Here is a 21,917-nt window from a genome sequence, read left to right as displayed (position 1 = left end):
GTCCGGCTCGTACATTCCCTTCACTATCCGGAGGTCATTGCCATGACTGATTCGATCCCCGCGACCATGCGTGCGATGGTCCTGCACCGTCCCGGCGAAGCGCTGCGTCTCGAGAGCCGCCCGGTGCCGCGTCCCGGTCCGGGGCAGATCCTGATCCGCGTGGAGGCCTGTGGCGTGTGTCGCACGGATTTGCACCTGATCGACGGCGAATTGCCGGAGCCGCGCCTGCCCATCGTGCCGGGCCACGAGATCGTCGGCCGGGCGGCGCTGACCGGCGACGGCGTGACGGGCTTCCAGGCGGGCCAAAGGGTCGGTGTGCCGTGGCTGGGGTGGACCTGCGGCACCTGCCGCTACTGCACCAGCGGCCGGGAGAACCTGTGCGACGCGGCGCGCTTCACCGGCTACCAGATCGATGGCGGCTACGCCGACTACACGGTGGCCGACGCCCGCTACTGCTTCCCGCTGGCCGACACGGCCGTGCTGCCGGCGGCGACCGACCTGGCGCCGCTGCTGTGCGCAGGCCTGATCGGCTATCGGGCGCTACGCCTTGCTGGCGACACGGAGAGGGTCGGTATTTACGGCTTCGGTGCGGCGGCCCACATCATCGCCCAGGTGGTCCGCCACCAGGGGCACCGGTTCTATGCCTTTACCCGCCCTGGCGACGTGGACAGCCAGGCCTTCGCGCGCCAGCTCGGCGCCAGCTGGGTCGGTGACGCGAGCCAGATGCCGCCGGAGCTGCTGGATTCGGCGTTGATCTTCGCGCCGGCCGGGCCGTTGGTGCCGGCGGCGCTGCGCCACCTGGAGAAGGGCGGCCGGCTGGTGTGTGCCGGCATCCACATGAGCGACATCCCGGGCTTTCCGTATGCCGACTTGTGGGGTGAGCGGATCATCCGCTCGGTGGCCAACCTGACCCGCCAGGACGGCCTCGAATTCCTCGAACTGGCGCCGCGCATCCCGGTTAAGACGGCGGTGACGGTGTTTCCGCTGGAGGAGGCCAACACGGCGCTGGAGCGCCTGCGCCGTGGCGAATTGCAGGGCGCCGCGGTGTTGTCGCCGGAGGGCTGAGGCGGAAGGGCCGGCCTGCTGCGTGGCGGGCGCCAGCCGTCGCGTTCCCCGCCGTTTCAGGGCCGGCGCAGCGTGGAGCGCAGCTGGATACCGTCGTGCTCGCCGAAGAGTTCGGCGATCCAGTCTACGAAGACGCGGATCTTGCCGGACAGGTGGCGGTTTTGCGGATAAACCAGGTTGAGCGGTACCGGCTCCGGAAACCAGTCGGCCATCACCAGTTCCAGGCTGCCGCGTTCCATCGCGTCTTTCAGCACAAAGGCTGGGATCTGAGCGATGCCCAGCCCGGCCTCGGCTGCCGCCACGTAGCTGTTCTCGTCGTCGAGGGCGATATGGCCTTCGAGGGACACCTGGATGCGCTGGCTGCCCTTGGCGAAGACCCAGTCGACGATTTTGCCGGTGCGCGGCAGGAAGTGGTTGATGCAGCGGTGCTGCGTCAGCTCGTCCGGATGGCGGGGCGTGCCGTGTCGGGCCAGGTAGGACGGCGCCGCGCAGGTCGCGAAGTAAAGCTCGCCGATGCGCCGTGCGACGAGGCTGGAATCCTCTAGCTCGCCGGTCCACAGCGCGCAGTCGATGCCTTCCTCGATCAGGTCGGCGCGGCGTTCGCTGCAGCCCAGCTCGAGCTCGATCTCCGGATAGCGTTCGAAGAAGCCGGGCAGCGCCGGCACGATCACCGAGCGTGCGATCAGCGTCGGCACGTTGACGCGCAGCTGCCCGCTTGGCGTGGCGTGGCGCTGGGCCAGGGATTCCTCGGTCTCGCGCACGGCGGCGAGGATCGCCACGCAGCGTTCGTAGTAGGCCGCGCCGTCCGGCGTCACGCTGATCTGGCGCGTCGTGCGGTTGAGCAGCTTGACGCCGAGGGCCGCTTCCAGCTTCTGGATCAGCGTCGTCGCTGTCGCCTTGGGCAGGCGCAGGCTGTCGGCGGCGCGGGTGATGCCGCCGCTTTCGACGACGCGAACGAAGACTTCCATCGCTTGTAGCTTGTTCATTGTTCGGTATTTTGAATGATCAATTCGGGTTTTGCCTGTTGAATCGATAAAACGCGAACAATAGACTGGGGGCCTTCCGGTTCAAGACACCGGTTTCCCCTCTTCAACGGAGTACAGCATGAGCGACGCAATCAAGCACGTTACCGATTCTTCCTTCGAAGCCGATGTTCTGCAGTCGGCAAAGCCGGTTCTGGTCGATTACTGGGCCGAATGGTGTGGCCCCTGCAAGATGATCGCCCCGGCGCTGGACGACGCGGCCGTGACCTTTGCCGACCGCCTCAACGTCGCCAAGATCAACATCGACGAAAACCAGCAGATTCCCAGCCAGTACGGCGTGCGCGGCATCCCGACGCTGATGCTGTTCAAGGAAGGCCAGGTCGTGGCGACCAAGGTCGGCGCGCTCTCCAAGTCCCAGCTGGCTGCCTTCATCGAAGCCAACCTGTAAGACTGGTTGACGGCGGGCGATGGCCCGCCGGTGGTGGCTATGCGCATCGGTGGCCGCCGGCAGCACAAAAAGCAAAGGCCCGTCGCAAGGACGGGCCTTTGTTCTTCCTGCGGGGCTTGTCGGGATGTTCTCCCGCAAGACCCGCGGCACAAGCTGTCTTACTTGGCAGCTTCGGCGGGAGCGGCAGCAGCGGGAGCAGCAGCTTCAGCCTTCTTCGCAGCAACCTTCTTGTGCTTCTTCTTGGCCGGGGCCTTCTTGGCCGGGGCCTTCTTGGCGGGCGCCGGGGCAGCAGCCGGAGCGGCGGCGGCAGCGTCGGCAGCCGGGGCGGCGGCGGGGGCTTCAGCCAGGGCGACGGAAGAGAAGGCAGCGGCGATAGCAAGAGCGACGAGCTTGTTGATCATGGAAGTTCTCCTTGAACGGTTGATCTTTTGTGGCACCGTCGAAATGCGGTGCCTGCCTGTTCAAACGCGCCCGGAAGGCTGGCGTTGACACGAATGTGGCCGTTTTTCCATTGAAATGGCAGATCGCGTCATAAGCCGGTCGCATGCCTCTCGGGGAAACGCTGGGCCGCTCCGGTTTCCTTGTCCCCCGTAGGGAGGCGGGCGGGGTGCGGCCTGGCCCGGTGGGAATCAGTTCCAGTCGCTGTCGCCGCCCGAGCTGTCGTCCCACGACGAATTGTCGGAAATCCCGAAGTCAGTGCCGCCCATGTCGTTGCGGTCCACCTCCGGCGTGCCCAGGTCCAGCGAGCCCAGGTTGCCGTTATCTGGAGAGCTGGCCGTGTCGCGCGGGGCGGGTTTGCCGTCCTTGTCGAGGAAGTGGTGCATCAGCGCCTGGCCGGCCACCATACCGGCACCGACCGCCGCGCCGGTGGCGAGGCCGCCCATCACCTGCGAGCCGAGTCCGGGCTGGCCGGGGGCCGGGGTGTTGCCGTAGCCGCCAGCATAGCCTCCACCACCATAGGGGGCGCCACCCGCGCCATACGGTTGCAAGCCGCCACCGCCGTAGGACGCACCGCCCATGGCAGGTTGCGCATTGCGTCGCGTCATGAAGCGGGCCACAAAGGCGATGAAGGCGATCAGCCCGACGCCGGTCAGCAGCAGCCCCCACGGGACGGAGGACTGGGCGACGGCGGGTGCGGCCGGCTGAAACGGGGCGGCGCTGGCGCCACCTCCCGTCCTCTTGTGGCTGCCGCCGAGGATGTTCTTCAGCTCCTGCACCGCCTGGGGCTTGGCGAAGGGCAGGCCGGGGGCCAGCTTCTCGGCGCTTTCCAGCTCGCTGGCGGCCTTGCCCAGCTGGCCTTGCTTGGCGAGCAGCTCGGCCTCCACGTAGTGGGCCTTGCCGCTGTTGGGGTGGGCCTGCAGGACTTCGCGCATCATCGACTGGGCTTCGTCCAGCTTGCCCGCTTCGGCGGCCTGGTAGACCTGGTGCAGGCTGGGTTCGGCGGCGAGGACGGTGCCACTCATGAAGGTGGTGGCGGCAAGCATCATCAGGCCGATCAGGGTTTTTCGGGACATCGAGGTTTCCTTCCTGTCGTTCCGGGTTCGCGGGGGCGCGGCGTGGCGCCCGAGGGCATCGTCGACCGACGGTGCCGTGCACGCCAGAAAATAGGGATGCGCCGCGCTGGACTCAAGATGGGTTTTGCAACAAAACATTTGTGCCCTGGCCGTTCCACTGGCTTGGCAACGACACCCCGTGGGGGCGAATTCATTCGCCCTCTGTCGGTTGAGCGCAGTCCGCGGGCGAATGCGTTCGTCCCCACAAGGCTGCTGTGCTGGCACATTTCCGCCACACATGGGCGGCGAGGGGCTGCCCGATCTGTGTTAAAACGCGTTCCACCGGAACACAGTCCGTGATTCGTCCCTGATGCCCTTACCCGCTCTTTCCGCCTTGCTGACGCAGCTCGCCGCCCGCGTCCGACCCCTCCTCGAACGTCTGCGCCACCCCACCCGCCGCGGCGTGTTGCTGGCCGTCGCCGCACCGCCGGCGCTGCTGCTGGCGTACGCGCTGATCCTGATTCCCTTCACGCCGGGCATCAGCGACATCCGCAAGGCGAAAGTGGAGCAGCCGGCGCGGGTGCTGTCGGCGGACGGCAAGGAGCTGGCGGTGTTCAAGTGGGCCAACCGCCAGTGGGTGGGGCTGGCCGACATCTCGCCGCAGGTCACCGCGGCGCTGATCTCCACTGAGGATCACCGCTTCTACGAACACCACGGTATCGACTTCTACCGCCTCGGCGGCGCTGCGCTGCGGACCTTCTCCGGCGACAAGCAGGGCGGCTCGACGCTGACCCAGCAGCTCGCCCGCAACCTGTTCCCGGACGATATCGGCCGCGCGCCGACGCTGACCCGCAAGCTGAAGGAAGCGATCACCGCGCTGAAGATCGAGGCCTTGTACTCCAAGGATGAGATCCTCGAGACCTATCTCAACACCGTGCCCTTCCTCTACAACGCGTGGGGCATCGAGATGGCGGCGCGGACCTACTTCGACAAGTCGGCCAAGAACCTCGACGTGCTGGAGAGCGCCACGCTGGTCGGCATGCTGAAGGGCAACAGCTACTACAACCCGGTGATCAACCCGGAGCGTGCGGCGACCCGCCGCAACACCGTGTTGGCACAGATGGCCAAGCACGGCAAGCTCGACGAGAACCGCCTGGCCGGGCTGCAGAAGAAACCCCTGCGCCTCGACTTCGAGCGCCAGCTGGAGGCGCCCGGCGCCGCGCCGCACCTCGCCCAGCAACTGCGCAAGTGGCTGATCGCCTGGGCCGATCGCAACGACTACAACGTCTACGCGGATGGCCTGGTGGTGCGCACCACCATCGATTCCCGCCTGCAGGCCCAGGCCAACCAGGCCGTGCAGCGCCGCGGCCGCCAGCTGCAGGCGCTGGCCGACCAGGCGTGGAGCGGCCGGCGTGGCTGGACCGGCAGCCCGGAACTGGTGGATGCTTTCATCAAGGAATCGAAGGAATTCCGCAGCGCGCTGGCCGCCGGCCAGACGCTGGAGGACGCCCTCAAGCGCCTGCGTGCCGACCGCGCCTTCATGGACGCGCTGCGCCGCGACAAGACCCGCGTACAGGTCGGCTTCATGGCCCTCGACCCGCGGGACGGCCAGGTGCGTGCCTGGGTTGGTAGCCGCGACTTCGTGCAGGACCCCTTCGACCACGTGGCCCAGGCGCGTCGCCAGCCCGGCTCGACCTTCAAGCCCTTTGTGTATGGCGCGGCCTTCGACAAGGGCATGAGCCCGGACGACACCATCGTCGACCAGGAGGTCGAGATTCCGCTACCCGGCGGCGAGGTGTGGCGGCCCAGCGACGACGGGGCGCCGAGCGGGCGGGCGATGAGCCTGCGCGATGGCCTGGCCTATTCGAAGAACACCATCACCGCCCAGCTCATGCAGAAGGTCGGCCCGGCCCGCGTCGCCAAGCTGGCCAAGGCGATGGGCGTGCGCCAGAGCCCGCTGGAAGAGGTGCCGTCGCTGGCTCTCGGCACCAGCCCGGTGACGCTGAAGGAAATGGTCACCGCCTACGGCAGCATCGCCAACGGCGGCAGCTTCATCGAGCCGATGCTGGTGATCCGCGTCGAGGACAGCAAAGGCAAGGTGTTGGAGGAGTTTGCGCCGGCCAAGCCGCAGGAGGTGTTGCCGCCGGCCACCGCCTACACCTTGATCGACGTGATGCGCGGCGTGGTGAACCGTGGCACCGGCGTCGGCATCCGCAACCAGTTCGGCATCCGCGCCGACGTGGCCGGCAAGACCGGCACCACCCAGGACAACACCGACGGCTGGTTCATTCTGATGCACCCGCAGCTGGTGGCTGGAGCCTGGGTCGGCTTCAACGACAACCGGGTGACGCTGCGCAGCGACTACTGGGGGCAGGGCGCCCACAGTGCGTTGCCGATCGTCGGCGACACCTTCAGCTACGCGCTGCGCACCCGCCTCATCGATCCCAAGGAGCGCTTCGAGTCGAAGGCCCAGCCGGGCCTGTTGGCGCGCGCCTGGGAGTGGCTGTCGACGGGGCTGCGTGACTGGTGGCAGGGCTTGTTTAAGCCGTCTGAGCCAGCGCCTGAGGCGCCAACCCGACGCATCAAGCCGGTCGAGCCTGAGGCGCCGCCGCCGGTGCCTGTGGTGCCTGGGCCCGATGAGCCGCTGCCGGTCCCGGCGCTGCCGGAGCCGTCGCCGGATAGCGCACCGCCCGCGCCTCCGGCCGACACGCCGCCGCAGCCGACGGTGCCCGTGCTCGATCCGTCATCGGGGCACTGAGCGGCATGGGAACATTCCGCCCACTCCGTTTTCCCATCGCGATCATCGGCGCCGGTGCGCTGGGCCTGCACTTCGCGGCCCGCCTGGCTGCGCAGGGCCCGGTCGCCGTCATCGCCCGCAACCCAGAGCGGGCGGCCGTGCTGCGGGTCGGCGTGGCCATCGGCGCGCAGCGTTACGTGCCGGACGTTTTCGCGCCGGAGGACGCGCCCGACGCCGACTGGGTGCTGGTCCTCGTCAAGGCCGCCGACACTGCGGACGCAGCTCGTACGGCGCAGGCGATGGCGCCGCGCGGCGTGCTGTCCCTGCAGAACGGCTTGATCGGCGACATGCTGGCCGCCGGTTGCGGCGCCATCCCCGTCGACCAGGGCATCACCACCGAAGGCGCTTTCCGCGACGGTGCCTGCGTGGTGCCGTCCGGCGCGGGGGAAACCCTGGTGCCGCCGGGCTTCGAGGCCGTCGCGGCGGCCTTGGCGGCAGCCGGCTTCCGCACCCGCGTCGAGCCGGACATCGCCGCGGCGCGGCTCGCCAAGCTGCTGGTGAATGTGGCCATCAATCCGCTGGCGGCCCTGTTCCGGGTGCCCAACGGGGCGCTGCTGGAGGTACCCCACCGGGGGCTGCTCGATGCGCTGGTGGAGGAGGCCTGGCCGGTGCTGCGTGCTGCTGGCCTGCAAGTCGATGCCGACGCAGCGCGGGCGCGGGTGCACGCCGTGGCGCTAGCCACCGCCGGTAACAGGGCCAGCATGCTGCAGGACGTGCTGGCCGGCCGGCGCACCGAGATCGACGCGATCACCGGCACGCTGCTGGACATGGCGGCCGCGCAGGGCGCCGAGCTGCCGACGCACCGGGCGGTGTTCACGCTGGTGAAGCGCCTCGAAGGCTGCCCGTCGGTCTCCTCCTGAGACTCGCTTATCGCGGCCGGCCGCCGCGCAGGCAGGATTTCTCCTACAGCGTTATCGGCTGCGTCGGACAGGGCACCGCCATGCCGGGGGCCTATATTCAAGTCACCCTGACCGACATCGCGCGCCGGCTACATCCGGTTCCCGGCGTTCCGCGATGCCGCACTCCAAGGAGGCAGCAATGAAGCACACCATCGCCACGCTTGCACTGTCCGGCCTGCTGGGTATTACCGCCGTGGGTTGTGCGGTGACGCGCGAACAATCCACCGTCGGTGAATACCTGGACGACGCGACGATCACCACCCGCGTCAAGGCCAAGTTCGCCGAGGATCCGAAGGTGAGCGGCATGGCCATCGGCGTGGAAACCCTGAAGGGTGTGGTCCAACTGTCCGGCTTCGCCAAATCCGCGGCCGAGAAGGGCCGTGCCGAAGAGATCGCCCGCACGACGGCCAGCGTGAAGGGCGTGATCAACGATATCGTCATCAAGCCCTGACGGTTCCGGGGGCGGCCTGGCCGCCCCGGGGGCGAGGACGGTACGAGGCGCCAGCGTCCGATGAGTCGCTGGCGTTTTTTTGTGGACAGGGCGTACGGCGACGAAAGAGTGGAGGCGAATTTGTGTCGTGGGGGCGAATTTAATACGCCCCCCGAGGGGGAAACCCGGCCCAGGGGGGAAGTAATAACCCCCCCCCCCATATGGGGCGGGATTTTTGGGGTGGGGGGGGCTTTTTCAGGCGCCCGCTGTCGGCACCCCCCCGCCCTGGGGCTAATCAATTCGCCCCCACAGAGATGGGCCAGAGATGGGCTCCGTTCCGCTGTGGGGGCGGATCTGCATTTGTTTGAGCGGAGACGCGGGAATGCGCTCCGCAGGCGAAGACAATCGCCGCCACGAGGGGGGATTCACAGGGCTGAGGCATGCCCCCCTCAGGCCGGCACATCCCCGTATCGATCAGCCAGGGTGGCCGCCAGACTCGTCGGTGGTGGCGTGGACGTAGGCGAGCAGTTCGTCGAGCTGGAAGGATTTGTCGAAGAAGGCCTGCGCGCCGAGCATGCGGCAGCGTTCGCGGACGATGGGATGAGTGTGGTTGGAGAAGACCACCGCCCGCGGCGTGGCCGCGCAAGGCGGCATGTCCTGGAGGGCGGCGAGAACCTTCAGTCCGGTGCCGCCCTGCAGTTCCAGGTCGATGATTGCCAGGTCGGGGTGAAGCTGGCGCAGGAGCTCGATGGCCGCCGCCTCGTTGTCGGCGGCGCCGACGATCTCGACGCCGCCGGCATCCGCCAGCATCTCGGCGAGCAGGTCGCGCAGGGCGAGCGAATCCTCGATCAGCACGATCCGCACGGGATGGTGGGCGCTGGCCATGTCGCGGGCCCGGCTAGTAGAGGGGAAGGGCTGCGGGCGGGGGGCATTCCTGCAGCACGCCCAGCGCCGAGGGGCCGAGCACGCGGTACACCTCTTCGAGGCTGCGCACGCAGGGGGCGGGCCGGCTGGTGGCGGACACATGGCGGGTGGTGCCGAACAGCATTCCGCCGCACAGCAGCAGGCTGCCGAGCAGGCAGGCATGCACGGTCCAGTCCCATTCGCCGGGCGGAGCCCAGGTGTGGCTGCGCTCGAGGCGTGGGAAAGTGGCGTGGGTCATGGTCGTCTCCTGGGGGTTCGGGACGGGTGCTGCGGCGGCCGGGTTGGCCGGCCGCCGTGTTTAACGCTGGATGATGATGTCGTTCCTGACGTCCTTTACGCCCTGGGTCGTCCGGGCGATTTCCTCGGCGCGCATCTTCTCCTTCGCCGACGGGGTGAAGCCGGACAGCTGGACGACGCCGTTGTGGGTCTCGACGCCGATGGCGGTGACCCGCACGGTCTTGTCTTCGGCGTGGCGGGCCTTCACGTTGGCGGTGATCGAGGCGTCGTCGATGAACTGGGCGGCGGCGGACTTGTCGGTCTCGTGGGGCACCGGCTGGGGCTCGGCAGCCTGGGCGAGGCCGGCGGCCGCCAGGCTCAGGGTGGTGGCGACGAGCAGTCGGGTGAAGGGCTTGTGCATGGTGGTTCTCCTTGAGGCGGTTGTCGGTATGCCGGGGCGCGGCGCATGCCGCGCTTCCATGCTTCCCACTCTATGCGGCGGGCGGGCGGCGGGCTGTCCGACAAGGGCGGAACCGCGTGTAGGACTGCGCTGGCAGGAATGTCGGACTCCACGGGCTTTGCCGCCGGAGCCGGCTGGCTACAATGAAGACTGTTGAACGTGCGGAAAGGACTCCATGCTGCGTCTGGCCATCGTCGATGATCACGGCATCGTGCGTGCCGGTTTCCGGGAAATGCTGGTGGATGAGCTGGGCATCCGCATCGCGTTCGAGGCGGCTTCCGGCGAGGAGGCGCTGGACAAGCTGCGCGAGCAGGCCTGCGACGTGCTGTTGCTCGACCTGTCCCTGCCGGGGCAGAGCGGCATCGATGTGCTGCGGATCGTGCGCCAGCGCTATGCCGACCTGAAGGTGCTGGTGCTCAGTGGCTTTCCGGAAGAGCGCTACGCGCTACCGATGCTCCGCCACGGGGCAAACGGCTACCTGTGCAAGGATTGCGAGCGGGACGAGCTGCTGAAGGCCATCCAGACGGTGGCGCGGGGGCGGCGCTACATCTCGGGCCGCACCGCCGAACTGCTCGCCGACGACCTGGCCGGGGAGTCTGCCGCGCCGGCCCACGAGAGCCTGTCGGAGCGGGAGCTGCAGGTCTTCCTGCGGCTGGCCCGCGGCGAATCGGTATCGGGCATCGCCGAGGCGCTGAACCTGAGCGTGAAGACGGTCAGCACCTATCGCTCGCGCCTACTCGAAAAACTGGCCCTGGCCAGCAATGCGGAACTGGCTGCCTACGCCCTGCAGCACGGCCTGATGGTGGCCTGACGGGCCGCGGCGGCGGCATGCGGCCGTATCAGGCCGGGCGGGGCTGCAGCGGCATGCTGGCCTCTATCGTGCAGCCCTTGCCGGGTGCCGCCGTCACCGTCAGCCGGCCGCCAAACATCTGCACCCGGTGCTGCATGCCGGCCAGGCCGTGGCGGCTGAGCATCGGCGAGTCGGCATCGAAGCCGACGCCGTCGTCGCGGATCCACAGCTGCAGCTCGCCGTCGGCCAGGTCGAGACCGAGTTCCACGTGGCTGGCGTGGGCGTACTTGCGGATGTTGGTGAAGGCTTCCTGTGCGATGCGGAACACCGCCAGGGCCTGGTCCTCGGTGGGCTCCGGGTCGCTTCCGGGCAGAAGCAGCTCGACCGGGACCTCGCGGCTGAAGTCGTCGGCGAGGGCGCGCAGGGCCTCCACCAGGCCGAGCCCCTGCAGCAGCGGTGGGCGCAGGTCGTCGATGAGGCGCCGCTTGAGGGTGATGCCGGAGCCGATGGTATCGATGAGGCGCTTGAAGCGGTCGCGGATGTCCTGCCCGGTGCCCGGGCCGAGGCTGCGCAGCAGCCAGGCTGCGTCCATGCGGGCGGCGGTGAGGAGGGCGCCCAGCTCGTCGTGGAGCTCGCGCGCCAGCCGGCCACGCTCCGCCTCGCGGGCGTTGGTGAGGTAGCTGGCCAGGTCGCTCAGTTCGCGGGTGCGCTGGCTGACCGTCGATTCGAGCCGGCTGTTCTCGTCGGCCAGCAATGTCGCGACGCGGGCGCGCAGGTGGGCCCGCTGCTGCTGGACGCCGAACAGCACGATGAGCAGCCCGAGGGCGCCGACGGCGAGGGCCGTGACGGCCGTCTGCATGTGCTGCAGGCGCTGCAGGGAGTCGCGGGTCAGCTGCGCGTTGCTGGCCGCGCGGCGCTCGTGCAGCGCGGTGATCGACAGGCGGATCTGGTCCATGAAGGCCTTGCCGGGGCCGGCCTGCTCCGGGCTGCCGCTGTCCTCGATGTCGCCGGAGGCAACGGCCCGGGCCAGGTGCCGGCGCTTGAGGGTGACCAGTTTCTTGAGCACCTCGAACTCGTCGCGGTCGGCGCTGCCAGCCGGAAAGTCCTCTTCCATGGCGGCCAGCAAGTGCCCGACACGGGCTTCGCTGTCCCGGTAGGGTTCCAGATAGTCGTTATTGTGGGTCAGTATGTAGCCGCGCACGCTGCTTTCCGCGTCCACCACGGTCAGCAGCAGGGCGTCCAGGCGGTCCAGCCGGGCGCGGTTGTCCTGCACGGTATGGACGGCTTCCAGGCCCAGGCGGGAGTTGTCCCGGCTCGTCGCCAGCAGGGTCAGCACGATGGCGCAGCCGGCGAGCAGCAGCACGTAGGGCCAGTAGCGCAGCGCGCGCAGGTGCGCACGGAGGTCGGCGAAACGGGATTTTCCGCTGGAAAGGGGATTGGGCATGCTGTCCACGGCCGGCTGGAGGAGGCGCATGGCGGGCTTTCCCGCCATGCTGTGCGTGGCTGTCGGACAGCGGTGGCGGCGTGACGGTTCCTGCCGCGCCGTCGTGGTGCCAGGCTTGGCGTGGTTGGCCGGAGCAGGACGGAAGGAGTTGCGATGAAGGATGCAGGACGTGAGGATCCGCCACCGCGCCAGCGGCGTCGCTGGCGCGTGCTCGTGGTGTTGGCCCTGGCGGTGCTGGGGGGGCTCCTGTTCGACTGGAACATGCTGCGCGGGCCGCTCGGCGAGATGGTGTCGGCCCGCCTGGAGCGGGGCTTCCGCATCGCCGGGCCGCTGGACGTGCAGCTGTGGAGCCTGACGCCGTCGCTGTCGGCTGGCGACGTGCAACTCGACAACGCGAGCTGGGGCAAGGCGCCGCAGCTCCTGACGGTGCGGGAGCTGACGGTCAGCGTGGACCTCATCCGCCTGCTGCGCGGCGAACTGGTGCTGCCGCGGCTGGAGATCGACGGACCGCGCCTGCAGCTGGAGGAGGATGAGCACGGGCAGGGCAACTGGCTGCTCGGCGCCCATGCCGAGGCCGCCCCGGTCGCACCGCGGTTGCGCGTCGGCACCTTGCTGGTCCGCGATGGCGAGGTGTCGGCCAATCTGCCGTCACGCCAGACCGACCTGCAGCTGAGCATCGCCTCCGACGTGGTGGCCCGCCGGGTGCGCTTCGGCCTGGCCGGCCACTGGCGCGGCCAGGCTGTGCAGGCCGACGGCCAGGCCGGCAGCCTGCTGGACCTGGAACGCGCCGACCAGCCCTACCCGGTCGAAGCCAAAGGCACGGTGGGGGCGACCCGCTTCACGCTCAATGGCCGGGTCGCCAACCTGCTGGCGCTGGCCGGGCTGGATGTGGATTTCAGCCTGTCTGGGCGCAGCCTGGCGGAGCTGTATTCACCCACCGGGGTGCCGCTGCCTGCCACGCCGCCGTTCCGGCTGGCAGCGCGCCTGTTCCATCAGGAGCAGACCTGGACTTTCCGTGACATCGATGGGCGCGTCGGGCGCACCGACATGGCCGGCACGCTGAACATCAATCGCCGCGCGCCGCGCCAGCTGATCGCCGGTACGCTGCGTTTCCGCCGCCTGGACTTGGCCGACCTGTCCGGCTTCATCGGCGCCCGCCGCGAATCCGGGCAGGCCGTCGCGCCGCGGCCGGGCAAGGTTCTGCCGTCACGGCCGCTGGGCCTGGAGAAGATTGCCGCGGCGGACGTGGACGTGGAATTTGTCGCCGACGAGATCCGCAACAGCGGCCTGCCCCTCGATACGGCGGCGGGCCGGCTGCGCATCGATGACCGTCTGGTCAGCCTGTCGCCCCTCAAGCTGGGGCTTGCCCACGGCCGGGTGGACGGCTCGCTCGAGCTCGACACCCGTCAGGCCGTGCCGGCGGCCCGCCTCGACATGCAGGCGGCGCGCCTGCGCCTGCGCGACCTGATGCCGGCGGAGGATACCCGCAAGCTCACCACCGGCCTGCTCGGCGGGCGGGCCAAGTTGGCCATGCGCGGCGTGTCGGTGGCCGAGTTGCTGGGCAGCGCCGACGGGGAGGCGGCTGTCGTGATGAACGGTGGCAGCACCAGCCTGCTGCTGGTCCGCCTGGCCAACCTGGATGTGGCCAACGGGCTGATGGCCTGGCTGGCCGGTGGGCAGCGGGAGGACATTCGTTGCGTGATCGGCGACTTCCGCGCCCAGGCCGGCGTGCTGAAGACCCAGAACCTGTTGATGGACAGCCAGCGCATGCTGATCCGCGGCGAGGGCACGATCAGCCTGCGTGACGAGGCCCTCGACCTGCGCCTGCGCGCCGCCGGCAAGGACGGCAGCCTGCTGGCCCTGCGCGGGCCGTTGAAGGTGGAGGGCAGCTTCGCCGCGCCGTCGGTGGTGCCGGAGCCGCTGCCGCTGGGCGGCCGCATCGCGGCCAGCGTGGGGCTCGGCCTGGTGTTGCCCCCGCTGGCCCTGCTGCCCCTCGTGCAGATTGGCGATGGCGGCACCGGCGACAGCCCCTGCGGGACGATGCTCGCGCGGGTCGGCGCGAAAGTGCGCCAGCCCTGACGGCCGCTTCAGCCGTCGCCGCCGATGCGCAGCCCGGTCTTCTTGAGGATGGCGGTGGAGAACAGCACGTCGCGGGCGCGGCAGGCATCACCGAGCAGCGCGGCGATCTCCTCCACGTGGGCCAGCACGGTGTCGCGGTCGCGCCCGTGCACCATCGCGAACAGGTTGTAGGGCCAGTCGGGCAGGGCGCGGGGGCGCTCGTAGCAGTGGGTCACGAAGTCGAGGTGGCCGACGGCTTCGCCCAGCTCGCCGATGTGGGCGTCGTCCACGTCCCACACCGACATGCCGTTGGCGGTGTAGCCGAGGGCGTAGTGGTTGGGCACCGCGCCGATGCGGCGGATGCGGCCGCCCTGCAGCATGGCGGCGAGGCGCGTCTTGACTAGCGCCGCGTCGACGCCGAGCTCTTCCGCCAGCGCGTCGTAGGGGCGGGGCACCAGCGGCAGGCCGGCCTGGGTGGCGATGATCAGGCGGCGCTCGAAATCGTCCGGCGGTAGCGTGTCCGTCATGCCTTCAGCCTCATGTCCACGAAGAACTCCCGCAGTTTGGGAAAGGCGAACACCGGCAGGCCGGTGGCGGCCTCGATGCGCGCCGTGGCGGCGGCGATGCCGTCCGGCGTCTCGGTGGCAAGCACGAACCACATGTTGAGGCGGTGCTCGCGCCGGTAGTTGTGGGCCACCTCGGGCAGCGCGTTGACCGCCGCGGCGACCTCGTCGAAGCGCTCTTCCGGCACGGCCAGCGCGGCCAGCACGAAGCGGCCGCCGAGGCGTTCGATCTGGAACATGGGCCCGAAGCGGGTCAGTACGCGGGCGTCGAGCAGGCGCTGCAGGCGGGCGATGAGGTCGGCCTCGGTGGTGCCGAGCTGGGCGGCGACTTCCCGGTAGGGCTCGTCACTGATCGGAAAGCCGCCCTGCAGTGCGTTGATGATGCGCCGGTCGAGCTCGTCGAGGACGGCCGGTGGCGGGCGGCGGGATGGGGCGCTCGAAGGGGCGTTCATGCGGCGGCGAGCCCCTGCGGCCCTTGGTAGCGGGCGCCGCACTGCTTGTAGCAGTCGGTGGAGAACAGCACCGCATGCGGGAAGGCGGCCAGGCCGACGGCGTCGGCCAGCTCGGCGCGGCGCGCTTCGACGGCGGGGCGGGATTGGCCGTGGATCATGCAGAACAGGTTGTAGGGCCAGTCGGGGGCGGTGCGCCGACGGTAGCACAGGCTGACCCCGTCCTGGCCGGCGAGGGCATGGCCGAGGGCGCTGACCTGCGCTTCCGGCACCGCCCACACGCACATCGCGTTGGCCTGCCAGCCCAGGTCCCGGTGCCGCACGACGACGCCGAAGCGGCGCAGCGTGCCGTCGGCGAGCCAGCGTTTGAGCGTGGCGAGCACGGCGTCTTCGCCGAGGCCGGCGGCGTGGCCGAGGGCGCGGAACGGCCGGGCGACCCACGGCAGACCGTCGTGCAGGGCGTCCACCAGGCGCCAGTCGGCGTCGCTCAGCGGCTGGCGCGGGCCGGCGGATGTCGCGTGGCGGGTGCGCCGGCCGTTGGCCAGGTCGAAGCCCAGGTCGATGTGGAATTCCTCGAGCAGCGGCAGGGCGATCGGCGGGCAGCCGGTGGCGGCGCCCATCTCGTCCAGCAGCGCGGCCAGCGCGGCCTCGTCGTGGGCGCTGGCGACAAACCACAGGTTGTAGCAGTGCTCGCGCCGGTAGTTGTGATTGACGCCGGCGAAGGCGCTGACGATGCGTGCCACGCGGGGCAGTTCGTCGACCGGCACGGCCATCGCGGCGAGGGTGCTGGCGCCCAGTCGGCGTGGCGCGAAGACTGCGCCGACCCGACTGATCTTGCCGGCGTTGCGCAGACAGGCCAGGCGCGCCATGGTCTCTTCGGCGCTGCAGCCGACCTGGGCGCCGACCGCCGCCCAGGGTTCCGGGGCGAGCGGAAAGCCGCGCTGGAAGTCGTTGAGGAGCTGGAAGTCACGCGGGTCGGCGGCGATCATGGCCAGGCTCCTTTCATGGAGGGATTCCCTGTGGGGGCGAATTCATTCGCCCACGGACTTTGGTAAGCCGACCGAGGGCGAATGAATTCGCCCCTACAGGGTGGTGACCAATGTCCGCCGAAGTACGAGGGCTGCTTCATCTCAGAAACCGATCCGCTGTGCACGCGACGTGAAGAAAATGCCCGACGGCGCGTCGGCCGGCAGTTCCTTGCGTACCGCGAAGCTGGCGGTGTCCACCACCGTGACCCGGTTGCTGTCCCGCGAGGACAGCCACACTTCCTCGCCGCGCGGCGTGAATTCCAGGTGCAGCACCGCCTTGCCGGGGCTGAAGGTGTGGATCACGCGCTTTTCGACGGTGTCGATGACCTGCACCCACTCGTTGTCGGGGAAGGCGAAGTTCACCCACACCTGGCGGCCGTCCGGGCGCGCCATCACGAACACCGGCTGGCCCTTGACCGGGATGCGTGCCGTTTCCTGCCAGCTGCGGGCGTCGGCGACCAGCACCTCGTGGTGGCCAACGGCGGGCAGCCAGGCCTGCCCGGCGGCCAGGGACCAGCCGCGCAGGTGGGGCATCTTGAAGACCGGCAGCTTCTCCTCGCCGCGGCCGTAGCCGGACAGGATCTTGCGGCTGCCGGCTTCCGGGTGCCACAGGTCGAGCAGGGAGATGCCGTCCTCGCCGAACAGGCCGGCCAGGAAGTAGCGCCCATCGGGCGTGACCAGGCCGTCGTAGGGCTGCTTGCCGGCCGGGTAGCGGGTGGTGACCGGCTTGCGCGGGTCGCTGAAGTCGCTGACCCAGATCTCGTTGGCGTCGAACAGGGCGTAGGCGAAACGCTGGCCCGGCACGTCGGCCAACCCGACGACGCGGGAGAACTTGCCCGGCGCGTATTCGGCGGGGACCTCGGCGAGCAGTTCCAGCGTGTCGGCGTCGAAAGCCTTGATGCCGCCCGGCTCGTAGTTCTGGGCGACGATCAGGCGGCCGTCCTGGGACACTGAGCCGCCGATGGAATTGCCGGCCTGGATAATGCGCTTGGCGATGCGGCGGGTCAGCAGGTCCACCTTGGTCAGCCCGCCGTCGCGGCCGAACACGTAGGCGTAGCGGCTGTCGCGGGAGAACGCCACGTGGGCGTGGGACAGGTCGCCGAGGCCGTCCACGCTGCCGAGGCTGCTGTCGTGGCTGTGTTCGACGATCTGCACGCGGCCGGCGGCACGCTCGATGACCACGCCGAGGTCGCCGGTGCCGCGCAGTTCGGCGGGGGCGCTGGCACAGGCGCTAAGGGCAAGCGCGGCCGCGAGGGTGCTGAGGGAGGTGAGGAGGCGCATGGTCATTGCAGGCTCGGGAAGCCTTCCTTAAGGCGGGCGACGATCCAGCCAGCCTCGGCCTCGTCCATGAAGCGGTTCCAACCGGGCATCGCGGTGCCGGGGCGGCCGTTCAGGATGGTGGCGACCAGGGCTTCATCGGGCAGTTCGGCTAGCCGTTCCGGCAGCAGGGCCGGACCGAGGCCGCCAGCCAGGCGCATGCCGTGGCAGGAGCCGCAGTCCTGGCGGACCATGTGTACCAGCGTCTGCTGGCGCTCCGGCGTCGGTGCCGGCTCGGCGGCGGGGGCGGCGCTCACCGCCAGGGCGGTCAGGCCGAGCAGCACGGCCACGTGGATCAACAACGAGCGGTCCATCGCAGAACTCCTTTTGACGACGCCCTCACAGTAGGTTGACCCGCCGGCAGGGTCATTGATGGGCATCAAGAAGGCCGGGCCGGTGGAGTTGGGGTGAGGCGCTTGAACGAGTGCTCGGGGGGATTTTGGTGGGGGCGAATTCATTCGCCCCCACAGGGACATTCTCCAGGGGGGGCCAGGGTCTTCCCCAGCCCGGGCTGGCTTGGCCTTATCCTTGCGCCCTCGTCCCCGCACCCCTTGTCCGATGCCCCAGACCCTCGCTGCCGCAGCCCATAGCGAACTGCTGATCAAGAAGAGCCGCTTCCTCGGCTGTGTGCAGCCGATGGCCGACCGCGCCGAGGCCCAGCGCCTGGTGGCGGCGCTGAAGGCGCAGCATCCGGGGGCGGCCCACGTGTGCTGGGCCTTGCTGGCGGGTGGGCAGTCGGCCGCGGTGGACGATGGGGAGCCGAGCGGCACGGCCGGGCGGCCGATGCTCGACGTGTTGCGCCATCAAGATCTGGAAGGTGTGCTGGCTACGGTGGTGCGCTACTACGGGGGCGTCAAGCTGGGGGCCGGCGGCCTGGTGCGGGCTTATACGGACAGCGTGGCACAGGCGTTGCTGGCGGCGGAGAAGGTGGCCATCGTGCGCAGCACCGTGCTGCGCTGCGCGGTGCCCTATGCGCAGGAGGGCCTGGTGCGGCGGGCACTGGACGGCGCCGGGGCAGTGCTGCAGGGCGTGAGCCACGGCGAGCAGGTGGAATTCGCCTTCAGCCTGCCTGTGGATGCGGCGGCGGAGCTGGTGGCTCGTCTCGACGAGGCCTGCCACGGGCGCTTGGTGTGGCTGGGGGAGGATTAGGAGTACGAACCGCGAATGAATGAGGGGGACGCATGCATGCGTCCCCCTCGCATAACCTCATCCCCAGGTTACGAGACTGCTCAGCCCTTCAGGATCCAGCCCAGCACGTCCTTCAGCTCGGCGTCGCTGATCTTCTCGGCCGGGTTGGGGGGCATCGGGATCTGGCCCCAGTTGCCGGCGCCGCCCTTGCGGACCTTGTCGGTGAGCTTGGCGACGGCGTCACCCTGGCCCTTGTACTTCGCGGCGACGTCCTTGAAGGCCGGACCGACCAGCTTCTTGTCCATCGAATGGCAGGCCAGGCAGCCGGCCTTCTGGGCCGATGCGGCCGGGTCGGCGAAGACGCTGCCGCTGGCGGCGGTAGCCATCAGGGCGAGCAGCAGGAAGCGTTTCTTCATTTCTTGTCTCCTTGGCGAAGGCACCGCCCCTCGGATGCTCCGGGGGCGGTGAGGCACGATGCTCAGTAGATGTCGTGCTGCGTGTTGTAGAGGTTGAAGTGGCCGGTCGGCGTGACGATGCGCGGATCCTTGATGACGTTCTTCAGCTTCAAGGTCTTGTCATCCACGACGACGATCGCCGATTCCTTGTTCTTGGCGCTCCACACCGAGAACCACACTTCGTCGCCCGCCTTGTTGTACTCGGGCTGGACCACGCGCTTGGCGCCGTCGTCCTTCAGGCCGGCCCACTCGCCGATCGGCAGCGTCTTGTAGCCGGCGGCCAGGTTGTTGACGTCATACACCACGATGGACTGGGAAATCGCCGGATCCGGGTTCAGCGGGGCGTCGGAGTACAGGTGCTTGGACTTCGGATGGCTCTTGATGAACAGCGCGCCTCCGCCCGGGCCCTTCAGCGATTCGACCATCTTCCAAGCGTACTGCGGGTGCTTGGCCGGGTCGGTGCCGATCAGCGCGATGGTGTCGTCGCCGAGGTGACCGGTGGACCACACCGGACCGTACTTAGGATGGATGAAGTTGGCGCCGCGGCCCGGGTGCGGGATCTTGCCCACGTCGATGAGGCCGGCCAGCTTGCCGTCCTTCATGTCGATGGCGCCGATCTTGTTGGACTGGTTGGCTGCCACCATGAAGTAGCGCTTGCTGCTGTCCAGGCCGCCGTCATGCAGGAACTTGGCGACCGGAATTTCCTTGGTGGAGATGGTGTTGAGGTCGGTGTAGTTGACCAGCAGGGTCTTGCCGGTTTCCTTCACATTGACCAGGAACTCGGGCTTGTAGTGGGACGCCACGATGGAGGCGACGCGCGGCTCCGGGTGGTATTCCTGGTCGCCGACGGTCATGCCGCGGGTGGCCATGATCTTCAGCGGCTCGAGGGTGTCGCCGTTCATGATCACGTACTGGGGCGGCCAGTAGGAGCCGGCGATGGCCAGCTTGTCTTCGTAGCCCTTGAACTTGGAGGTCTCGACGGAGCGGGCCTCGAGGCCGGTGCGGATCTCGGCGACGTTGTCCGGCTTCTCCATCCACAGGTCGATCATGTTGATCTTGGCGTCGCGGCCGATCACGAACAGGTAGCGGCCGGAGGCGGACACGCGGGAGATATGCACCGCGTAGCCGGTCTTGACCACGTTGATGATCTTCTTGGTGTCGCCGTCGATGAGCGCAATCTCACCCGTGTCGCGCAGGGTGGTCGAGAAGATGTTCTCGATGTTGTAGTTGTTCATCTTCTTCTTCGGCCGCTGCTCGGGCGGCACGATGACCTTCCAGGTCGCCTTCATTTCCTTCAGGCCGTATTCCGGCGGCTGCGGAGGCGTCTGCTGGACGTAGCGGGCCATCAGGTCGACGGTGTCGTCGTCGAATTCACCGGAGGTGCCCCAGTTGGGCATGCCGGCGGGAGAGCCGTACTTGATGAAGACCTTCAGGTAGTCGGTGCCGGCGGCGAGGGTCTTCTCCGGCGTCAGCGGCTTGCCGGTGGCGCCCTTGCGCAGCACGCCGTGACAGCCGGCGCAGCGTTCGAAGTAGATCTGGCGTGCCTTGTCGAATTCCGCCTTGGTCATCGGCGGGGCCTTCGGGTTGATGTCCTGGTACATCTCCACATTGGCCAGCGGTGATCCGGCCGCCTGGTACTTGGCAGCGGGATCGTTCGTCGATGTCTTCGGCTCTTCGGCGAAGGCTTGCGACAGGGCCAGCGGCAGCAAGGCCGCGGCGATCGCTCCGGTTTTCCACATACTCATCGTGCATCTCCCTTTATGAACCCAACGAGCGGCCTATCCCGCTTGCGGCGAAGAGTGCGCTTCGGGGGTATTCCCCTTCCTTGACTCGGGTCAAGTTCGAAAAAGGTAGTCGGCTGATAGATTGCGGTCGTCATGATTCCGGGAGTTCCGCCATGCCTCCGTCCGCCACCGCCAGCTTCGGCCTGCCTGCCGCCGGCACCCTGCGTGCCTTTGTCGATCAGCTTGTCGGTGGCCGCGGCAGCGCCCCGGCCGAGACCTTCAAGCCGCTTGCCAGCGGTATCCGCCCGCCGGGGCGGGTGGCGCTGGTCGGCGCCGGGCCCGGCGACCCCGAGCTGCTGACGCTGCGCGCTGCGCGGCTGATCGGCGAGGCCGATGCGTTGGTCGTGGATCACCTGGTTGGTGATGGCGTGCTGGACTTCGCCCGGCCCGACGCGGAGCGCATCTATGTCGGCAAGGAGGCCGGTCATCACACCTTGCCGCAGGAAGACATCAACCGTCTGCTCGTCGAACTGGCCCGTGACGGCCGTCGGGTGGTCCGCCTGAAGGGTGGCGACCCCTTCATCTTCGGGCGCGGGGGCGAGGAGTTGGAAGAGCTGCTGGCCGCCGGCATCCCCTTCGAGGTGGTGCCGGGCGTCACCGCCGCCTGCGGCGTGGCGGCCTACGCCGGTATTCCGCTGACTCACCGTGATTACGCCCAGTCGGTGGTGTTTGCCACCGGTCACCGCCGTGCTGGGGAATCGGCGCTCGACTGGACGGCGCTGGCGCGCCCGCACCAGACCGCGGTGATCTACATGGGCGTTGGCATGTTGCTGTCCCACTGCGCGGCGCTGATCGCCCACGGCCGCGCCCCGCAGACCCCGGCGGCGCTGGTCGAGAACGGCACCACGCCGCGCCAGCGCATCGTCACCGGAACCCTCGAGACCTTGCCGGACAAGGCCACCCTGGCCGGCATCCGCCCGCCGGCGCTGCTGATCGTCGGCGAGGTGGTCAGCCTGGCTGGCAAGCTCGCCTGGTTCGACGGCGCGGCCGCAGGGGCTGGGGCGGCGGTGATGGCGTAGCCCTGCGGGGCTGGTTTCTGGGGAATCCGTGGGGGCGAATGAATTCGCCCCCACGGATTCTTGTGGGATATGCACATCATTGGTGCATATTCCGGTGTTCATTGTGGTGCATGGCGTACGGCATGCTGTCTGGCCGGTAGGCCCGATCCCTCTTTTGATACTCCCAA

At 68.9% G+C, this 21,917-nt stretch carries 23 protein-coding genes; 9 read left to right on the top strand and 14 right to left on the bottom strand.

The annotated features are described in order from the left end of the window. Nucleotides 1-42 precede the first annotated feature (42 nt). Nucleotides 43-1,065: a zinc-dependent alcohol dehydrogenase family protein gene (locus tag ACE3RX_RS03530; protein WP_374480373.1), complete on the top strand. Its 1,023-nt coding sequence runs from the start codon at nucleotides 43-45 to the stop codon at nucleotides 1,063-1,065. A 56-nt stretch (nucleotides 1,066-1,121) separates the two neighbouring features. Here the strand turns inward: ACE3RX_RS03530 and ACE3RX_RS03525 are convergent, their stop codons facing one another. Continuing rightward, nucleotides 1,122-2,051, bottom strand: a complete 930-nt coding sequence (locus tag ACE3RX_RS03525) for a LysR family transcriptional regulator (protein WP_374480371.1) — start codon at nucleotides 2,049-2,051, stop codon at nucleotides 1,122-1,124. A gap of 118 nt (nucleotides 2,052-2,169) precedes the next feature. Between ACE3RX_RS03525 and trxA the strand changes: the two genes are divergently transcribed. Further along, the gene (gene trxA, locus ACE3RX_RS03520; protein WP_374480369.1) at nucleotides 2,170-2,496 is read left to right on the top strand and encodes a thioredoxin TrxA; all 327 of its coding nucleotides are present in this window, start codon (nucleotides 2,170-2,172) and stop codon (nucleotides 2,494-2,496) included. A gap of 158 nt (nucleotides 2,497-2,654) precedes the next feature. Here the strand turns inward: trxA and ACE3RX_RS03515 are convergent, their stop codons facing one another. Beyond that, a complete protein-coding gene (locus ACE3RX_RS03515) occupies nucleotides 2,655-2,897 on the bottom strand; it encodes a hypothetical protein (protein ID WP_374480368.1) in 243 nt (80 codons plus the stop codon). Between the two features lie 228 nt (nucleotides 2,898-3,125). After that, nucleotides 3,126-4,010: a tetratricopeptide repeat protein gene (locus ACE3RX_RS03510; protein WP_374480366.1), complete on the bottom strand. Its 885-nt coding sequence runs from the start codon at nucleotides 4,008-4,010 to the stop codon at nucleotides 3,126-3,128. A gap of 349 nt (nucleotides 4,011-4,359) precedes the next feature. On the opposite strand from ACE3RX_RS03510, the gene ACE3RX_RS03505 reads away from it, so the two are divergent. The 3 genes from ACE3RX_RS03505 (at nucleotide 4,360) to ACE3RX_RS03495 (ending at nucleotide 8,136) form a co-directional block, all read left to right on the top strand. Continuing rightward, on the top strand, nucleotides 4,360-6,747 hold the full coding sequence (locus ACE3RX_RS03505) for a penicillin-binding protein 1A (protein ID WP_374480364.1): 2,388 nt from the start codon (nucleotides 4,360-4,362) through the stop codon (nucleotides 6,745-6,747). Between the two features lie 5 nt (nucleotides 6,748-6,752). Next, nucleotides 6,753-7,646, top strand: a complete 894-nt coding sequence (locus ACE3RX_RS03500) for a ketopantoate reductase family protein (RefSeq protein ID WP_374480362.1) — start codon at nucleotides 6,753-6,755, stop codon at nucleotides 7,644-7,646. A gap of 178 nt (nucleotides 7,647-7,824) precedes the next feature. Beyond that, nucleotides 7,825-8,136 carry a BON domain-containing protein gene (locus ACE3RX_RS03495; RefSeq protein ID WP_374480360.1) on the top strand — a complete coding sequence of 104 codons (312 nt, stop codon included), beginning with the start codon at nucleotides 7,825-7,827 and terminating at the stop codon, nucleotides 8,134-8,136. A gap of 453 nt (nucleotides 8,137-8,589) precedes the next feature. Here the strand turns inward: ACE3RX_RS03495 and ACE3RX_RS03490 are convergent, their stop codons facing one another. The 3 genes from ACE3RX_RS03490 to ACE3RX_RS03480 are packed head-to-tail and all read right to left on the bottom strand — an operon-like array spanning nucleotide 8,590 to nucleotide 9,676. Continuing rightward, nucleotides 8,590-9,000 carry a response regulator gene (locus ACE3RX_RS03490; protein ID WP_374480358.1) on the bottom strand — a complete coding sequence of 137 codons (411 nt, stop codon included), beginning with the start codon at nucleotides 8,998-9,000 and terminating at the stop codon, nucleotides 8,590-8,592. 13 nt (nucleotides 9,001-9,013) lie between these two features. Beyond that, entirely contained in the window at nucleotides 9,014-9,277 is a 264-nt protein-coding gene (locus ACE3RX_RS03485) for a hypothetical protein (protein ID WP_374480356.1), read from the bottom strand. A 60-nt stretch (nucleotides 9,278-9,337) separates the two neighbouring features. Further along, nucleotides 9,338-9,676, bottom strand: coding sequence for a BON domain-containing protein (locus ACE3RX_RS03480; RefSeq protein WP_374480354.1), 339 nt, complete (start codon nucleotides 9,674-9,676; stop codon nucleotides 9,338-9,340). A gap of 214 nt (nucleotides 9,677-9,890) precedes the next feature. Between ACE3RX_RS03480 and ACE3RX_RS03475 the strand changes: the two genes are divergently transcribed. Beyond that, nucleotides 9,891-10,526, top strand: a complete 636-nt coding sequence (locus ACE3RX_RS03475) for a response regulator (RefSeq protein ID WP_374480352.1) — start codon at nucleotides 9,891-9,893, stop codon at nucleotides 10,524-10,526. Nucleotides 10,527-10,554: 28 nt separating this feature from the next. Here ACE3RX_RS03475 and ACE3RX_RS03470 read toward each other — a convergent pair whose 3' ends face one another. Further along, nucleotides 10,555-11,979, bottom strand: a complete 1,425-nt coding sequence (locus tag ACE3RX_RS03470; RefSeq protein WP_374480350.1) for a CHASE3 domain-containing protein — start codon at nucleotides 11,977-11,979, stop codon at nucleotides 10,555-10,557. Nucleotides 11,980-12,102: 123 nt separating this feature from the next. Here ACE3RX_RS03470 and ACE3RX_RS03465 point away from each other — a divergent pair, with 123 nt between their 5' ends. Then, nucleotides 12,103-14,028, top strand: coding sequence for an AsmA family protein (locus tag ACE3RX_RS03465; protein ID WP_374480348.1), 1,926 nt, complete (start codon nucleotides 12,103-12,105; stop codon nucleotides 14,026-14,028). 8 nt (nucleotides 14,029-14,036) lie between these two features. Here ACE3RX_RS03465 and ACE3RX_RS03460 read toward each other — a convergent pair whose 3' ends face one another. The 5 genes from ACE3RX_RS03460 to ACE3RX_RS03440 form a co-directional block, all read right to left on the bottom strand. Continuing rightward, nucleotides 14,037-14,534: an Lrp/AsnC family transcriptional regulator gene (locus tag ACE3RX_RS03460; RefSeq protein ID WP_374480346.1), complete on the bottom strand. Its 498-nt coding sequence runs from the start codon at nucleotides 14,532-14,534 to the stop codon at nucleotides 14,037-14,039. Then, nucleotides 14,531-15,022, bottom strand: coding sequence for an Lrp/AsnC family transcriptional regulator (locus tag ACE3RX_RS03455; RefSeq protein ID WP_374480344.1), 492 nt, complete (start codon nucleotides 15,020-15,022; stop codon nucleotides 14,531-14,533). Before ACE3RX_RS03455 ends, ACE3RX_RS03460 begins: the two co-directional genes overlap by 4 nt. Continuing rightward, on the bottom strand, nucleotides 15,019-16,008 hold the full coding sequence (locus ACE3RX_RS03450) for an Lrp/AsnC family transcriptional regulator (RefSeq protein WP_374480342.1): 990 nt from the start codon (nucleotides 16,006-16,008) through the stop codon (nucleotides 15,019-15,021). The genes ACE3RX_RS03455 and ACE3RX_RS03450 overlap by 4 nt, the downstream gene beginning before the upstream one ends. Nucleotides 16,009-16,149: 141 nt before the next feature. Continuing rightward, on the bottom strand, nucleotides 16,150-17,328 hold the full coding sequence (locus tag ACE3RX_RS03445; RefSeq protein ID WP_374480672.1) for a cytochrome D1 domain-containing protein: 1,179 nt from the start codon (nucleotides 17,326-17,328) through the stop codon (nucleotides 16,150-16,152). A gap of 2 nt (nucleotides 17,329-17,330) precedes the next feature. Beyond that, nucleotides 17,331-17,678 carry a cytochrome c gene (locus ACE3RX_RS03440; RefSeq protein WP_374480340.1) on the bottom strand — a complete coding sequence of 116 codons (348 nt, stop codon included), beginning with the start codon at nucleotides 17,676-17,678 and terminating at the stop codon, nucleotides 17,331-17,333. A 244-nt stretch (nucleotides 17,679-17,922) separates the two neighbouring features. On the opposite strand from ACE3RX_RS03440, the gene ACE3RX_RS03435 reads away from it, so the two are divergent. After that, nucleotides 17,923-18,513, top strand: a complete 591-nt coding sequence (locus ACE3RX_RS03435; RefSeq protein ID WP_374480338.1) for a YigZ family protein — start codon at nucleotides 17,923-17,925, stop codon at nucleotides 18,511-18,513. Nucleotides 18,514-18,593: 80 nt separating this feature from the next. On the opposite strand, the gene ACE3RX_RS03430 is transcribed toward ACE3RX_RS03435, so the two are convergent. Both ACE3RX_RS03430 and ACE3RX_RS03425 read right to left on the bottom strand, forming a co-directional pair. Continuing rightward, nucleotides 18,594-18,908 (bottom strand): c-type cytochrome, encoded by a 315-nt coding sequence (locus ACE3RX_RS03430; protein WP_374480336.1) that lies wholly within the window; start codon nucleotides 18,906-18,908, stop codon nucleotides 18,594-18,596. 62 nt (nucleotides 18,909-18,970) lie between these two features. Next, nucleotides 18,971-20,692, bottom strand: coding sequence for a cytochrome D1 domain-containing protein (locus ACE3RX_RS03425; protein WP_374480334.1), 1,722 nt, complete (start codon nucleotides 20,690-20,692; stop codon nucleotides 18,971-18,973). 152 nt (nucleotides 20,693-20,844) lie between these two features. Here ACE3RX_RS03425 and cobA point away from each other — a divergent pair, with 152 nt between their 5' ends. Next, nucleotides 20,845-21,750, top strand: a complete 906-nt coding sequence (gene cobA / locus ACE3RX_RS03420; protein ID WP_374480332.1) for a uroporphyrinogen-III C-methyltransferase — start codon at nucleotides 20,845-20,847, stop codon at nucleotides 21,748-21,750. Nucleotides 21,751-21,917 lie beyond the last annotated feature (167 nt).

This window comes from Zoogloea sp., from assembly GCF_041914405.1.
Classification (GTDB): Bacteria; Pseudomonadota; Gammaproteobacteria; order Burkholderiales; family Rhodocyclaceae; genus Zoogloea.
This window is presented reverse-complemented; position numbering and strand designations above follow the sequence as displayed.

Coding starts and splice junctions, on each gene's coding strand:
- ACE3RX_RS03450 (WP_374480342.1), bottom strand. CDS start 16,008: ATGATCGCCGCCGACCCGCGTGACTTCCAGCTCCTCAACGACTTCCAG.
- ACE3RX_RS03475 (WP_374480352.1), top strand. CDS start 9,891: ATGCTGCGTCTGGCCATCGTCGATGATCACGGCATCGTGCGTGCCGGT.
- ACE3RX_RS03485 (WP_374480356.1), bottom strand. CDS start 9,277: ATGACCCACGCCACTTTCCCACGCCTCGAGCGCAGCCACACCTGGGCT.
- ACE3RX_RS03455 (WP_374480344.1), bottom strand. CDS start 15,022: ATGAACGCCCCTTCGAGCGCCCCATCCCGCCGCCCGCCACCGGCCGTC.
- ACE3RX_RS03525 (WP_374480371.1), bottom strand. CDS start 2,051: ATGAACAAGCTACAAGCGATGGAAGTCTTCGTTCGCGTCGTCGAAAGC.
- ACE3RX_RS03440 (WP_374480340.1), bottom strand. CDS start 17,678: ATGGACCGCTCGTTGTTGATCCACGTGGCCGTGCTGCTCGGCCTGACC.
- ACE3RX_RS03480 (WP_374480354.1), bottom strand. CDS start 9,676: ATGCACAAGCCCTTCACCCGACTGCTCGTCGCCACCACCCTGAGCCTG.
- ACE3RX_RS03445 (WP_374480672.1), bottom strand. CDS start 17,328: ATGCGCCTCCTCACCTCCCTCAGCACCCTCGCGGCCGCGCTTGCCCTT.
- ACE3RX_RS03465 (WP_374480348.1), top strand. CDS start 12,103: ATGAAGGATGCAGGACGTGAGGATCCGCCACCGCGCCAGCGGCGTCGC.
- ACE3RX_RS03490 (WP_374480358.1), bottom strand. CDS start 9,000: ATGGCCAGCGCCCACCATCCCGTGCGGATCGTGCTGATCGAGGATTCG.
- ACE3RX_RS03470 (WP_374480350.1), bottom strand. CDS start 11,979: ATGCGCCTCCTCCAGCCGGCCGTGGACAGCATGCCCAATCCCCTTTCC.
- ACE3RX_RS03435 (WP_374480338.1), top strand. CDS start 17,923: ATGCCCCAGACCCTCGCTGCCGCAGCCCATAGCGAACTGCTGATCAAG.
- ACE3RX_RS03430 (WP_374480336.1), bottom strand. CDS start 18,908: ATGAAGAAACGCTTCCTGCTGCTCGCCCTGATGGCTACCGCCGCCAGC.
- ACE3RX_RS03505 (WP_374480364.1), top strand. CDS start 4,360: ATGCCCTTACCCGCTCTTTCCGCCTTGCTGACGCAGCTCGCCGCCCGC.
- ACE3RX_RS03460 (WP_374480346.1), bottom strand. CDS start 14,534: ATGACGGACACGCTACCGCCGGACGATTTCGAGCGCCGCCTGATCATC.
- ACE3RX_RS03425 (WP_374480334.1), bottom strand. CDS start 20,692: ATGAGTATGTGGAAAACCGGAGCGATCGCCGCGGCCTTGCTGCCGCTG.
- ACE3RX_RS03500 (WP_374480362.1), top strand. CDS start 6,753: ATGGGAACATTCCGCCCACTCCGTTTTCCCATCGCGATCATCGGCGCC.
- ACE3RX_RS03495 (WP_374480360.1), top strand. CDS start 7,825: ATGAAGCACACCATCGCCACGCTTGCACTGTCCGGCCTGCTGGGTATT.
- trxA (WP_374480369.1), top strand. CDS start 2,170: ATGAGCGACGCAATCAAGCACGTTACCGATTCTTCCTTCGAAGCCGAT.
- ACE3RX_RS03530 (WP_374480373.1), top strand. CDS start 43: ATGACTGATTCGATCCCCGCGACCATGCGTGCGATGGTCCTGCACCGT.
- ACE3RX_RS03515 (WP_374480368.1), bottom strand. CDS start 2,897: ATGATCAACAAGCTCGTCGCTCTTGCTATCGCCGCTGCCTTCTCTTCC.
- ACE3RX_RS03510 (WP_374480366.1), bottom strand. CDS start 4,010: ATGTCCCGAAAAACCCTGATCGGCCTGATGATGCTTGCCGCCACCACC.
- cobA (WP_374480332.1), top strand. CDS start 20,845: ATGCCTCCGTCCGCCACCGCCAGCTTCGGCCTGCCTGCCGCCGGCACC.